The following is a 13,145-nucleotide window of genomic DNA, read 5'->3' on the forward strand; positions in this document are numbered from 1 at the left end:
GCGTTGAAGGAATCGGTATGCAGTTGGATCCCGCTAGCGGGTGGTGTCACGGGGTGCAGGTGTGCCCATCGCCCAACTTCAATGAACGCCCGGCGGGCGAAATTTCCCTGTTGGTCATCCACAACATCAGCCTGCCGCCAGCGCAGTTCGCCACGGGCAAGGTGCAGGAATTTTTCCAGAATCGTCTGGATGTCACTGAACATCCCTATTTTGCAGGTATTGCTGACCTGCGCGTTTCCGCGCATTTTCTGATCGAACGTGACGGCAAGGTCACCCAGTTTGTCTCCTGTCTTGAGCGGGCGTGGCATGCCGGCGTGTCGATGTTCGAAGGCCGGGAAACCTGTAACGATTTTTCCGTGGGCATCGAGCTTGAAGGCACCGATGATCTGCCGTTCACCGACGCGCAGTATCAGGCGTTGACGGCGTTGACCCGCCAGTTGCAAGCAACATTTCCGGCGATCACCGGCGCCCGTATTTGTGGGCACAGCGACATAGCACCCGGGCGTAAGACCGATCCTGGCCCGGCATTCGACTGGGCGCGTTACCGCGCAGCCCTGGCACAAGAGGAAGGACAATGAGTTTTCTGGTGTTACTGCTGGCGCTGTGGATCGAGAAGTTTTCGGCCCTGCGCCATCGGGTTCAACGCGATGGCGGATGGATCCGCGAACTGAACAAACTCGAGACCAGCGCGCGGCTGGCCAAACAGCCCTGGCTGGTGCTGACGATTCTGGTGCTGTTTCCGGTGGCGTTGCTGGCGCTGTTGCTAGTGGTGCTGGAACCGGTGGCCTACGGCTTGCTGGCGTTGCCGGTGCATTTGCTGGTGGTGATTTACAGTCTGGGGCGCGGCGACTTGCTGGGCGGTCTCGGTCCGTTCCGTGATGCCTGGCGTCGTGAGGATCTGCAAGCCGCAGCACATGTGGCCAAGCGCGATCTGAACATTTGCGCCGACAGCGGCGAGCAGTTGCTTGAAAGCGTGCAGGGGCATCTGCTGTGGCAGGCCTATCAGAGCTTTTTTGCGGTGATCTTCTGGTATTTCGTGCTCGGCCCGGTGGCGGCGTTGGCGTATCGCTTGTTGGCACTGGCGCAGGAGCACGGTCAGAACCCGGCACTGGTCGAGCGCGCGGCGCAACTGCGGCATGCCTTTGACTGGCTGCCGGTACGCTTGCTGGCCGCGAGTCTGGCGCTGGTCGGCAACTTTGTCGCGGTCAGTCGGGTGATGCTGCATGAACTGCTCAACTGGAATATCAGTGCTGCGCAACTGATCAATCGGGTCGGTCTGGCGGCGGGCGAGATTCCACCTCCCGTGGTCGGGCCGGAAGGCATCAACACCCTCGATTGCCTGTGGGAGTTGCTGCTGCGCGCGGCGGTGCTGTGGTATGCCGGGTTTGCCTTGTGGACGGTTCTGGTTCACTGATTCAAAGAAAGATCAAAAGATCGCAGCCTGCGGCAGCTCCTACGAGGAGATCTGTGTGTCGCGGGCTGCGACGTCGTTAACCTTAAGTTACAAAACCTCCCTTCGATTTGAGCTATACAGAGATGGCGCCCGATAGTGGCTATCTGCTGTCGCCTCGCGCCTGCCAATAAAAACAAGAAAAACCAAGGGAGACTTCCAGTGAAGAGCTTGCTCTATCCCGCCGTCTCGCTGATGAACCGTCTGAGCTTCGGCATGAAGTTCAGCCTGATCAGCGTGCTGTTCCTGGTGCCGATGCTGGTGACCAATTTCTATCTGGTGCGCGATTCCTATCGCGAATTCCAAGGCACCCGCGTCGAACTGCAAAGCCTCGATCTGCTGGGCAGCAGCCTGGCCCTGCGCCGGGATCTGGAAACCCTCAACAATCTTGTGCAGATCAACGTCACCCTCGGCCAATCCGGCAAGGCCGGCAATGTCGAGGCGCAGATCACCACCCTCGAGCAAGCGCTTTTGACGCGCTTGCAAGGGCTGACGGCGATGACCGACGATCCCGAACAGATCCAGGTCTTCGACGGCAAACGCGATGAAATGATCGCCGCGTTCAAGGCCCAGCAAGTGGAAAACTCGCTGCAGAGCAAGAGCGCGTTGATCGGCAAACTGCTGGCCAGTGCGCAGATTTTCAGCCAGATCATCAGCAGTCAGGCCGGACTCAGCCGCGATAATCAGAGCGATATCCGTCAGCTCAGCGAACTGGTCACCCTGATCACGCCGACCGTCACGCAAACCCTCGGCGAAGGCCGGGCCATGGGCTCGTATTCATTGGGCCAGGGTTTTCTCAACAGTTCTTCGAGTACGCGTTTCGATGAGCTGATGGTGCAGATCGAAAAACTCCAGGCCGAATACGGCCTGAAGCTGCAGGACGCCCTCGGCTCCAGCAAAGCCGCGCGGGAAAACCTCAGCGCGGCGGCCGAGAGCAGCAAGGCCTCGCTGAAACAGGCCAGCGAACTGTTCGAAGAACAAGTGGTGATGGCTGACACGCTCGATGCACCGTGGCAGGCGTTTTACGATCAGGTCACCGGGCTGATCGACCGGACTTACCAGCTCAACGAAGCCACGCTGAAATTCCTCGACACTCAATTGCAGAATCGTTTGGCGCAGAACCGCACGCACATGGTCTTGCAGGCGGTGGCGCTGTCGGTGGTGTTTGTGCTGATTTTCTATCTCTACGGTGGTTTCTACGCCTCGACCCGCACCACGCTGAAACGCTTGGGCGCGATGATGGACAAGGTCGCGGCCGGCGATATGACGGTCAACTTCAAGGCCAGCAGTCGCGATGAACTGGGTGAGTTGGGCGAGGTGTTCAATGGCACGGTGCGCAAGATTCATGACTTGATCGAGCGCGTGGGGCAGACCGTCGGCGAGGTCGAGCGTCAGGCCGGGCAGGTTGAAAACGTCTCCGCGCAGAGCAATCAGGCGGTCGCCGGGCAACGCACGCAGATCGAGCAAGTGGCGACGGCGATGAACCAGATGTCGGCGACCTCTCTGGAGGTGGCGCGCAGTGCAGCCGCAGCGGTGAGCAGTGCCCACAGCGTCAATGACGAGACCATCAGTGGTCGTGGCCTGGTCGAATCGCAACAGGGCAGCATTGCCGCGCTGGCCAGCGAGATCGATCAGTCGGTGCTGGTGATCAACCAGTTGGCCAGTGACAGCCAGGCGATCAGTCGTGTACTGGAAGTAATCAAGAGCATCGCCGAACAAACCAACCTGCTGGCGCTCAATGCCGCGATCGAAGCAGCTCGCGCTGGTGAGCAGGGGCGTGGTTTTGCTGTGGTGGCCGATGAAGTACGCACCTTGGCCAAACGCACTCAGCAATCGACCGAAGAAATCGAACAGATGATCGCCAAGCTGCACGGCGGCGTCGGGGCGGCCGTGAAAGCCATGGGCGTCAGCCATCAGATGGCCAACGGCACGGTGGGGCAGTCGGAGAAGGTTCAGCAGGCGCTGGAAAATATCCTCGGGGCTGTGGGAATGATCGTCGATCAGAACCAACAGATTGCCGCTGCGGTTGAACAGCAAACGGCGGTGGCTCACGACATTGACCAGAACATCGTCGAGATCAACCGCGCCGGCGAACGCACGGCGCAGGGTGCGCACCAGACTGAGGATGCCAGCCGGGCGTTGTCTGCCCAAGTGGTAGAACTCAAACAGCTGATCAGTGCCTTCCGCGTCTGAGCTGTACACAAATCCCCTGTAGGAGCTGCGGCACGCTGCGATCTTTTGATCTCGATTTCAAAGATCAAAAGATCGCCGCCTCGTTTCACTCGACAGCTCCTACAGGGGGAGATGTGTTACCAGCCGAAGACTTCGCAGCTGTTGGCGGTGCTGGTGGTGGCCAGTTGTTCGGGGGTGATATTCATCAGCTCGGCCAGCGCCGCGCAAATCGCTGGCAAGTGTGTCGGTGAATTGCGAACGCCGGGAAACATCGCTGGTGCCATGTCCGGGGAATCGGTTTCCAGCACGATCGACTCCAGCGGCAGTTCCGCCAGCACCCGATGCATGCGCAACGCCTGCGGCCAGGTCGGCGCGCCGCCCAGACCCAGTTTGAAACCGAGTTTGATGTACTCCCGCGCTTCTTCACGGCTGCCCGCGAAAGCGTGGATGATCCCTGCACGTTTGAGTTTGAAGCGTTTGAGCGTCGCGATCACTGCCGCGTGGCTGCGGCGCACATGGATCAGCGCCGGCAAATGAAAGTCAGCGGCCAATTGCAGTTGTGCTTCGAACAGCGCCTGTTGCCGCTCGCGATCCAGCGTTTCGATGAAGTAATCCAGACCGATCTCGCCCACCGCACACAACTGCCGATGACCCTGCAGCCGGGTCAGCCAATCACCGAGTGCCGACAAATCTTCGGGGCGATGCTGATCGAGATACACCGGGTGCAGACCGAATGCCGCGTATAAATCCGCATCGCTCTGCACCAGATCCCACACCCGTTGCCAATTACCTTCATGGACACCCAACACCACCATCCGCCGCACCCCGAGCGCGCGGCTTTCGGCGAGCAACGCCGAGCGATCGACGTCGAAGTCGGGGAAGTCGAGGTGGGTGTGGCTGTCGATCAGCTCCACGGCTCAGTCCCGGTGAATACGCTGCTTGAAGGTCCGCGCAATGGCCTGTACGCCAGGCTTGTACTCCGACTGCTCGACAGCGGCCAGCGCCAGTTCCAGCGCCTTGTCGGCGATCAACTGGTGTTGCTGGGCCATGGCGTTGACCGGCAGCGGCAGGAAATCCAGCAACTGCGTATCGCCGAAGGTGCCGAGGCGCAGCGGCCGCGATTTCAGCGGGAAGTCGTGCAGCGCATCGAACACGCCTTGCAGCAGCACGTAGGAAGTTGTGACCAGCGCATCGGGCAAATGCCCCAGACGTTGCAGGAGTTCTTCCATCAATTGCTTGCCGCATTCACGGCTGAAAGATTCGGCGTGTTCGACCAGCACTTCGCCTTTGAAGTCGACCAACGCCTCTTTGAAGCCGGCGGCACGTTCCTGGCTGATGCTCAGTTCCGGACGCGCACCGAGCAGTACGATCTGCTTCGGTTGCGGATCAAGCAGGCTCTGGGTCAGGTGCAGGCTGGCCTCGCGGTCGTCACTGATCACCGAGCAGAAATGCTCGGGTTCCATGACCCGGTCGATGGCGATGATCGGCAGACCTTTGGCCTGCAACTGCCGATAGCTGTCATCGCCGGCCGGCAGGCAACTGGCGACGATCAGCGCATCGCAACGGCGCGCACGGAACAGTTGCAGCAACTGCCGCTCGCTGTCTGGCGCATCGTCGGAACTGGCGATCAGCAATTGATAGCCGCGCGCCCGCGCACCTTGCTCGAGCAGTTTGGCGATCCGCGCGTAACTGGGGTTTTCCAGATCCGGCAGAATAAAGCCCAGCGTGCGCGTGTGCCGACTGCGCAGCCCGGCCGCTTGTGGGTTTGGCGTGAAGCCGTGCAGATCGACCACTGCGCGCACCCGCTCGACGGTGGCGGTGCTGATGCGTTGCTGTTCGGCCTTGCCGTTGATGACGTAGCTGGCGGTGGTCACGGACACTCCGGCCAACCGCGCGATATCACTGAGTTTCAACCCGGGATTTCCTTGTTTTTTCGAGCTTGCCGCCACATTTTCGCCAATCCTACCCGATTAGGGCAGGCGACTATTGTCGCAGCGCATCCGACAAGTTGGACTTCAAGGATGAGACATTATCGAGTAACGTGCCGATCAATCTAGATTAAACGTTTCAGCAAGCGTATTTTCTACGTTTTAGACGTCTTTGGCCGGTTCTGCCGTGAAACCGCCAAAACTGCCGCTGAAAAGCAAAGCGGTAAAGCGCCTAAGCTGCAAACCATCCAAAACAATACCTGGCACTCATGAAGCGCCAAAAAGGAGATCGCATGCTCGAGCTCACTATAGAGCAGATATCCATGGGCCAATCGGCTGTGGATAAACCCGCTGCCTTGCAACTGCTCGCCAATCACCTGGTGGCCGATGGTCTGGTTGCCGACGGTTACCTCGCTGGATTGCAGGCACGGGAAGCCCAGGGCTCGACCTTTCTCGGTCAAGGTATTGCCATTCCTCACGGCACTCCGGAAACCCGCGATCAGGTGTTCGCCACTGGCGTGCGCCTGATGCAGTTCCCGGAAGGCGTGGATTGGGGCGATGGCCAGATCGTTTATCTGGCGATTGGCATCGCCGCCAAATCCGACGAACACCTGCGCCTGTTGCAACTGCTGACCCGCGCCCTCGGCGAGACCGATCTGGGCCAGGCCCTGCGTCGCGCCAGTTCACCTGAGGCGCTGCTGAAATTGCTGCAAGGCGCGCCGCAGGAACTGGCGCTGGACGCGCAGATGATTGGCCTCGGTGTCTCGGCCGACGATTTCGAAGAACTGGTCTGGCGTGGCGCGCGTCTGTTGCGTCAGGCCGATTGTGTGAGCAACGGTTTTGCCGGCGTGTTGCAGCAGGTCGAAGCGCTGCCGCTGGGTGATGGTTTGTGGTGGTTGCACAGCGAGCAGACCGTGAAGCGTCCGGGGCTGGCGTTCGTGACGCCGGACAAACCGATGCGCTACCTCGGTCAGCCGCTCAGCGGTCTGTTCTGCCTGGCCAGTCTTGGCGAGGCGCATCAGGCGTTGCTTGAACGCCTGTGTGCGTTGCTCATCGAAGGTCGCGGCCATGAACTGGGCCGCGCCACCAGCAGCCGTAAAGTCCTTGAAGTGCTCGGCGGTGAATTGCCCGCCGACTGGCCGAGCGCACGCATTGCCCTGGCCAACGCCCATGGTTTGCATGCGCGCCCGGCAAAGATCCTTGCGCAACTGGCGAAGAGTTTTGATGGCGAAATTCGTGTGCGCATCGTCGACGGTCAGGACAGCGCCGTGTCAGTGAAGAGCCTGAGCAAGCTGCTCAGCCTCGGTGCCCGACGCGGTCAGGTGCTGGAGTTGATCGCCGAACCGAGCATCGCCGCGGATGCCTTGCCGGCACTCTTGGCCGCGATCGAAGAAGGCCTCGGTGAAGAAGTCGAACCGCTGCCAGCCGTAAGCCAGCAGCGCGAGGTCATTGCCGACATCGCCGAAGTGCTGATCGCCCCGGCGTCCGGTGCTCAATTGCAGGCGATCCCGGCAGCCCCCGGCATTGCCATCGGCCCGGCGCATATTCAGGTTCAGCAAACCATCGATTACCCGCTGCGCGGCGAGTCCGCCGCCGTTGAGCGCGAACGTCTCAAGCAAGCGCTCAGCGACGTGCGCAGTGACATTCAGGGCCTGATCGAGCGCAGCAAAGCCAAAGCCATTCGCGAGATCTTCATCACCCATCAGGAAATGCTCGACGACCCGGAACTCACCGACGAAGTCGACACCCGCCTCAAGCAGGGCGAAAGCGCCGAAGCGGCGTGGATGGCGGTGATCGAAGCAGCGGCCAAGCAACAGGAATCGTTGCAGGATGCCTTGCTCGCCGAACGGGCGGCGGATCTGCGCGACATCGGTCGCCGCGTGCTGGCGCAACTGTGTGGCGTGCAAACCGCGAGCGAGCCTGAGCAGCCGTACATTCTGGTGATGGACGAAGTCGGCCCGTCCGACGTCGCGCGGCTGGATCCGGCACGCGTAGCGGGGATTCTCACCGCACGCGGCGGCGCCACCGCGCACAGTGCAATCGTTGCGCGAGCCCTCGGGATTCCGGCGCTGGTCGGCGCTGGTGCGGCAGTTTTGCTGCTGGCGCCGGGCACGCCGTTGCTGCTCGACGGCCAACGCGGTCGCCTGCATGTCGACGCCGATGCTGCGACCCTGCAACGCGCCGCCGAAGAGCGCGACACTCGCGAGCAACGCCTGAAGATTGCCGCCGAACAACGCCATCAACCGGCCCACACGACCGATGGTCATGCGGTCGAAGTGTTCGCCAACATCGGCGAAAGCGCCGGTGTGATCAGTGCAGTGGAGCAGGGCGCCGAGGGCATCGGTCTGCTGCGCACCGAACTGATTTTCATGGCCCATCCGCAAGCGCCCGACGAGGCCACGCAAGAAGCCGAATACCGCCGCGTCCTCGATGGCCTCGCCGGTCGACCGCTGGTGGTGCGTACGCTGGATGTCGGCGGCGACAAACCGCTGCCGTATTGGCCGATCGCCAAAGAGGAAAACCCGTTCCTCGGCGTGCGCGGCATTCGCCTGACCTTGCAGCGTCCGCAGATCATGGAAGCGCAATTGCGCGCTTTGCTGCGTTCGGCGGACAACCGTCCGCTGCGAATCATGTTCCCGATGGTCGGCAGCGTCGAAGAGTGGCGTCAGGCCCGCGACATGACCGAGCGTCTGCGCCTGGAAATCCCGGTCGCCGATCTGCAACTGGGGATCATGATCGAAGTGCCGTCAGCCGCTTTGCTTGCGCCAGTGCTGGCCAAGGAAGTCGACTTCTTCAGCGTCGGCACCAACGATCTCACGCAATACACCCTGGCCATCGACCGTGGTCACCCGACGCTGTCGGCGCAGGCTGACGGCTTGCACCCGGCGGTGTTGCAACTGATCGACATCACCGTACGCGCGGCCCATGCCCACGGCAAATGGGTCGGCGTTTGCGGTGAACTGGCGGCAGATCCGCTGGCGGTGCCGGTGCTGGTCGGCCTCGGTGTCGATGAACTCAGTGTCTCCGGGCGCAGCATTGCTGAAGTGAAAGCGCGCATCCGCGAACTCAGCCTGACCCAGGCGCAAACCCTTGCTCAACAGGCCCTGGCCGTGGGCAGCGCGAATGAAGTGCGCGCATTAGTGGAGGCCCTGTAATGGCCAAGATTCTTACCCTGACCCTCAACCCGGCGCTCGACCTTACCGTCGAACTGCCACGTCTGGAGGCCGGTCAGGTCAATCGCAGCGACGAGATGCACACCCACGCCGCCGGCAAAGGCGTGAACGTCGCCCAGGTGCTCGCCGACCTCGGCCATCAACTGACGGTCAGCGGGTTTCTCGGCGAAGACAATCTGCAAGCGTTCGAAACCCTGTTCGCCAAGCGCGGTTTTGTTGACGCGTTTATCCGCGTGCCGGGTGAGACGCGCAGCAACATCAAGATCGCCGAACAGGATGGCCGCATCACCGACATCAACGGCCCTGGACCGGTGGTCGATGCCGCCGCGCAGCAAGCGTTGCTGGAGCGTCTGGTGCAGATTGCACCGGGCCACGACGCCGTGGTGGTCGCCGGCAGTTTGCCGCGTGGGGTCACGGCGCAATGGTTGCGCGAGTTGATCGAACGGCTCAATCAACTTGGCCTGAAAGTCGCTCTCGACTCCAGCGGCGAAGCCTTGCGTGCGGCGTTACAGGCCAGTCCATGGCTGATCAAACCGAACACTGAAGAACTCGCCGATGCACTCGGTTGCGAGGTGGTTTCGCACGCGGCGGAAGCGCAAGCAGCCGCGCGTTTGCATGCGCAAGGCATCGAGCACGTGGTGATTTCCCACGGTGCTGACGGTGTGAACTGGTTCAGCGTCGGTTCGGCACTGCACGCCACGCCGCCGAAGGTCAGCGTCGCCAGCACGGTCGGTGCCGGCGATTCCTTGCTGGCCGGCATGCTCCACGGTTTGCTCAGCGCGGACACGCCTGAGCAAACCCTGCGCACCGCCACCGCGATTGCGGCGATGGCGGTGACCCAGATCGGTTTCGGTATCAACGATGCTGCGCAACTGGCGCAGCTCGAACAGGGCGTGCGCGTGCGTCCCCTGACAGAACAATAAGAGGGTTTGTCATGAAATTAGCCATTGTTACGGCTTGCCCGAACGGCATGGTCACCAGTGTGCTGTGCGCGCGTTTGCTCGATGCGGCGGCGCAGCGTCAGGGTTGGAGCACCAGCGTTGAAGTGATCGATGCGGCGCACCCGGAACGCGAGTTGTCGGCGGCGACCATTGCCGCGGCCGAGTGGGTTTTGCTGGTCGCCACAGGCACCATCGACATGACGCGTTTTGTCGGTAAACGTGTTTTCCAGATTGCTCCTGCACAGGCGCTGCAGGATGTCGAAGCGGTGCTGCGTCGTGGCGCTGAAGAGGCTGAGGTCTACGTTGCCAGCGCGGCTGCACCGGTTGCCGATGCAGCGCGCGCGCCACGCATTGTCGCCATCACCGCATGCCCGACCGGTGTCGCCCATACCTTCATGGCCGCCGAAGCCTTGCAGCAAACCGCCAAGCGTCTGGGCTACGAACTGCAGGTCGAAACCCAAGGCTCGGTGGGCGCGAAAACCCCGTTGAGCGCGGCGGCGATTGCCGACGCGGACGTGGTGTTGCTGGCGGCGGATATCGAAGTCGCCACCGAGCGTTTCGCCGGCAAGAAAATCTATCGTTGCGGTACCGGGATCGCCTTGAAGCAGTCCGAAGCCACGCTGAAAAAAGCCTTGGCCGAAGGTGCTGTGGAAAGCGCGGCGGCTGACGGCAAAGCACCAGCCAAGCAAGAGAAAACCGGCATTTACAAACACCTGCTGACTGGGGTGTCGTTCATGCTGCCGATGGTCGTGGCGGGCGGTTTGATGATCGCGCTGTCGTTCGTGTTCGGTATTACCGCGTTCAAGGAAGAGGGCACACTGGCGGCGGCATTGATGCAGATCGGCGGCGAGACCGCGTTCAAGTTGATGGTGCCGTTGCTGGCCGGTTACATCGCCTATTCGATTGCCGACCGTCCGGGCCTGGCGCCGGGGATGATTGGTGGTTTGCTGGCGAGCACGTTGGGCGCAGGGTTTATCGGCGGCATCGTCGCTGGTTTCATTGCCGGTTACGCGGCGAAGGCGATCAGCCGTTACGTCGCCTTGCCGCAAAGTCTTGAGGCGTTGAAACCGATTCTGATCATCCCGTTGTTCGCCAGTCTGTTTACCGGTCTGGTGATGATTTACGTGGTCGGCAAACCGGTCGCTGGGATGCTCGGGGCGCTCACGCATTTCCTCGACAGCATGGGCACTACCAACGCGATTCTGCTTGGCGTGCTGCTCGGCGGCATGATGTGCGTCGACCTCGGCGGGCCGATCAACAAAGCCGCGTATGCGTTCTCGGTGGGGCTGCTGGCGTCGCAGAGTTATGCGCCGATGGCGGCGACCATGGCGGCCGGCATGGTGCCGCCGATTGGCCTGGGTATTGCCACGTTCATCGCTCGGCGCAAGTTCGCCCAAACTGAACGTGAGGCCGGCAAGGCTGCCTTCGTGCTGGGGCTGTGCTTTATCTCCGAAGGGGCGATTCCGTTTGCCGCGAAAGACCCGTTGCGGGTGATTCCGGCGAGTATTGCCGGTGGCGCGCTGACCGGTGCGCTGTCGATGTATTTTGGCTGCAAGTTGATGGCGCCGCACGGGGGCTTGTTTGTGCTGGCGATTCCGAATGCGATCAATCATGCGTTGTTGTATTTGCTGGCGATTGTCGCGGGGAGTTTGTTGACGGCTGTGGTCTATGCGACGGTCAAACGGCCGGAAGCCGCCGACCTGGCGCTGGAACCCGCCAAGGCCTGACTGACAACACAAACCCCTGTAGGAGTGAGCCTGCTCGCGATAGCGGTCTGTCAGTGACATGAATGTTGGCAGATATACCGATATCGCGAGCAGGCTCACTCCTACATTGGTTCTGTGGTGTGTCTGGTGTCATTTCCGGGTCATGTGAGCGTGCTTAAGTTTTCCTTTTTTCAGGGAGAACACCATGAGCGATTTCAACCCCGGTCGCCGGCGTGTCATGCAAGTCGTTGGCGCCGGTCTGCTGATGCCAAGCCTGGCGCCGGCGGTGATTGCGTCGGTCAAGGATCGGCCGCAACTGACCGATGGCGTGCAGTCCGGCGACCTGCAAGGCGACCGCGCGATGATCTGGAGCCGCAGCGATCGCCCGGCGCATATGGTGGTCGAGTGGGACACCCGCAGCCAGTTTCGCCACCCGCGTCGGGTAGTCTCGACGCTGGCCGATGCCCGCAGCGACTTCACCGCCCGCGTTGAACTCACCGGACTGCCCGCCGATCAGGCGATTTTCTATCGCGTGTATTTCAAGGACGCCCGCACCGGCGTCGCCAGCGAACCGTGGCTGGGTCACCTGCGCAGCGCACCGACGGCGCGGCGTAATATTCGCTTCGTCTGGAGCGGCGACACGGTCGGCCAGGGCTTCGGTATCAACCCGGACATCGGCGGCATGCGCATCTACGAAGCCATGCGTCTGCGCCTGCCGGACTTCTTTATCCACAGCGGTGACACCATCTATGCCGACGGCCCGGTGCCCGCTCAACTGACCACCGAAAACGGTCGGGTGTGGCGCAACCTCACCACTGAAGCCAAGAGCAAAGTCGCGCAGACCCTCGCCGATTATCGCGGCAACTACCGCTACAACCTGATGGACGAAAACATCCGCCGCTTCAACGCCGAGGTGCCGCAGATCTGGCAGTGGGACGACCATGAAGTGGTCAACAACTGGTCCCCGGGCAAGCAGCTCGACGAGCGTTACCAGGAGAAAGATATCCACACCCTGGTGGGGCGCGCACGCAAGGCGTGGCTGGAATATTCACCGATGCGCTTACAGACTGCCGACGGCGGCGGGCGGATTTATCGCAAGTTGAGTTATGGGCCAATGCTCGATGTGTTCGTGCTCGACATGCGCAGTTATCGCGGCGCCAATGACGACAACCTCGGCGCGGCGAAACCGTTTCTCGGGCGTGAGCAACTGGACTGGCTCAAGCGCGGCTTGAAGAAATCCAAAGCCCAGTGGAAGGTCATTGCCGCCGACATGCCGATCGGCCTTGGCGTGCCGGATGGTGAGGTCAGTCCGGGTGTCGCGCTTTGGGAAGCGGTGGCCAACGGTGATCCGGGACCGGCGCAGGGGCGCGAGGTGGAAATCGCCGAGTTGCTTGGTTATCTGCGCGCGCAACAGGTGCGCAATTTCGTCTTTCTGACGGCGGATGTGCATTACTGCGCGGCGCATCACTATCACCCGGATCGCGCGGCGTTTCAGGATTTCGAACCGTTCTGGGAGTTTGTTGCGGGGCCGCTGAATGCCGGGAGTTTCGGGCCTAATCCGCTGGATAAAACCTTTGGCCCGGAAGTGGTGTTCGAGAAGGCACCGCCGGCGCAGAACACTTCGCCATTTGCCGGGTTTCAGTTTTTTGGCGAGGTGAATATTGAAGGGGGGAGTGGGGAGATGAGTGTGGTGTTGCGGGATTTGAATGGGGTGGCGGTTTTTGATAAGAAGTTGCAGCCGGTTTGAAGATCAAGAGCGACCCTCACCCCAGCCC

At 61.4% G+C, this 13,145-nt stretch carries 9 protein-coding genes; 7 read left to right on the top strand and 2 right to left on the bottom strand.

Translation table 11 applies throughout. The features are described 5' to 3' along the window. Positions 1-17 precede the first annotated feature (17 nt). The 3 genes from ampD to M5G26_RS22030 all read left to right on the top strand — a co-directional run bounded on the left by ampD (position 18) and on the right by M5G26_RS22030 (position 3,643). Positions 18-578 carry a 1,6-anhydro-N-acetylmuramyl-L-alanine amidase AmpD gene (gene ampD, locus M5G26_RS22020; protein WP_273916474.1) on the top strand — a complete coding sequence of 187 codons (561 nt, stop codon included), beginning with the start codon at positions 18-20 and terminating at the stop codon, positions 576-578. Continuing rightward, positions 575-1,414 (top strand): regulatory signaling modulator protein AmpE, encoded by an 840-nt coding sequence (ampE, locus tag M5G26_RS22025; protein WP_150691832.1) that lies wholly within the window; start codon positions 575-577, stop codon positions 1,412-1,414. The genes ampD and ampE overlap by 4 nt, the downstream gene beginning before the upstream one ends. A 198-nt stretch (positions 1,415-1,612) precedes the next feature. Further along, positions 1,613-3,643 (top strand): methyl-accepting chemotaxis protein, encoded by a 2,031-nt coding sequence (locus tag M5G26_RS22030; RefSeq protein ID WP_273916475.1) that lies wholly within the window; start codon positions 1,613-1,615, stop codon positions 3,641-3,643. Positions 3,644-3,759: 116 nt separating this feature from the next. On the opposite strand, the gene M5G26_RS22035 is transcribed toward M5G26_RS22030, so the two are convergent. Together M5G26_RS22035 and cra are read right to left on the bottom strand one after the other, a co-directional pair. Continuing rightward, complete coding sequence (locus tag M5G26_RS22035) at positions 3,760-4,536, bottom strand: TatD family hydrolase (RefSeq protein ID WP_273916476.1); 777 nt, start codon at positions 4,534-4,536, stop codon at positions 3,760-3,762. A gap of 3 nt (positions 4,537-4,539) precedes the next feature. After that, positions 4,540-5,535: a catabolite repressor/activator gene (gene cra / locus M5G26_RS22040; RefSeq protein WP_034154432.1), complete on the bottom strand. Its 996-nt coding sequence runs from the start codon at positions 5,533-5,535 to the stop codon at positions 4,540-4,542. Between the two features lie 308 nt (positions 5,536-5,843). Here cra and ptsP point away from each other — a divergent pair, with 308 nt between their 5' ends. The 4 genes from ptsP (at position 5,844) to M5G26_RS22060 (ending at position 13,117) form a co-directional block, all read left to right on the top strand. Next, complete coding sequence (gene ptsP / locus M5G26_RS22045) at positions 5,844-8,705, top strand: phosphoenolpyruvate--protein phosphotransferase (protein ID WP_150705917.1); 2,862 nt, start codon at positions 5,844-5,846, stop codon at positions 8,703-8,705. After that, positions 8,705-9,646, top strand: coding sequence for a 1-phosphofructokinase (gene pfkB, locus M5G26_RS22050; RefSeq protein ID WP_273916477.1), 942 nt, complete (start codon positions 8,705-8,707; stop codon positions 9,644-9,646). Before ptsP ends, pfkB begins: the two co-directional genes overlap by 1 nt. Positions 9,647-9,657: 11 nt before the next feature. After that, a complete protein-coding gene (locus tag M5G26_RS22055; RefSeq protein WP_273916478.1) occupies positions 9,658-11,391 on the top strand; it encodes a PTS fructose-like transporter subunit IIB in 1,734 nt (577 codons plus the stop codon). A gap of 184 nt (positions 11,392-11,575) precedes the next feature. Further along, complete coding sequence (locus M5G26_RS22060) at positions 11,576-13,117, top strand: alkaline phosphatase D family protein (protein WP_273916479.1); 1,542 nt, start codon at positions 11,576-11,578, stop codon at positions 13,115-13,117. Positions 13,118-13,145 lie beyond the last annotated feature (28 nt).

This window comes from Pseudomonas sp. TNT2022 ID642 (assembly GCF_028656995.1).
Classification (GTDB): domain Bacteria; phylum Pseudomonadota; class Gammaproteobacteria; order Pseudomonadales; family Pseudomonadaceae; genus Aquipseudomonas.

Excerpts from the sequence above, each read along its gene's own strand:
- M5G26_RS22060 (WP_273916479.1), top strand. The coding sequence starts at position 11,576 with ATGAGCGATTTCAACCCCGGTCGCCGGCGTGTCATGCAAGTCGTTGGC.
- pfkB (WP_273916477.1), top strand. The coding sequence starts at position 8,705 with ATGGCCAAGATTCTTACCCTGACCCTCAACCCGGCGCTCGACCTTACC.
- ampD (WP_273916474.1), top strand. The coding sequence starts at position 18 with ATGCAGTTGGATCCCGCTAGCGGGTGGTGTCACGGGGTGCAGGTGTGC.
- ampE (WP_150691832.1), top strand. The coding sequence starts at position 575 with ATGAGTTTTCTGGTGTTACTGCTGGCGCTGTGGATCGAGAAGTTTTCG.
- M5G26_RS22055 (WP_273916478.1), top strand. The coding sequence starts at position 9,658 with ATGAAATTAGCCATTGTTACGGCTTGCCCGAACGGCATGGTCACCAGT.
- ptsP (WP_150705917.1), top strand. The coding sequence starts at position 5,844 with ATGCTCGAGCTCACTATAGAGCAGATATCCATGGGCCAATCGGCTGTG.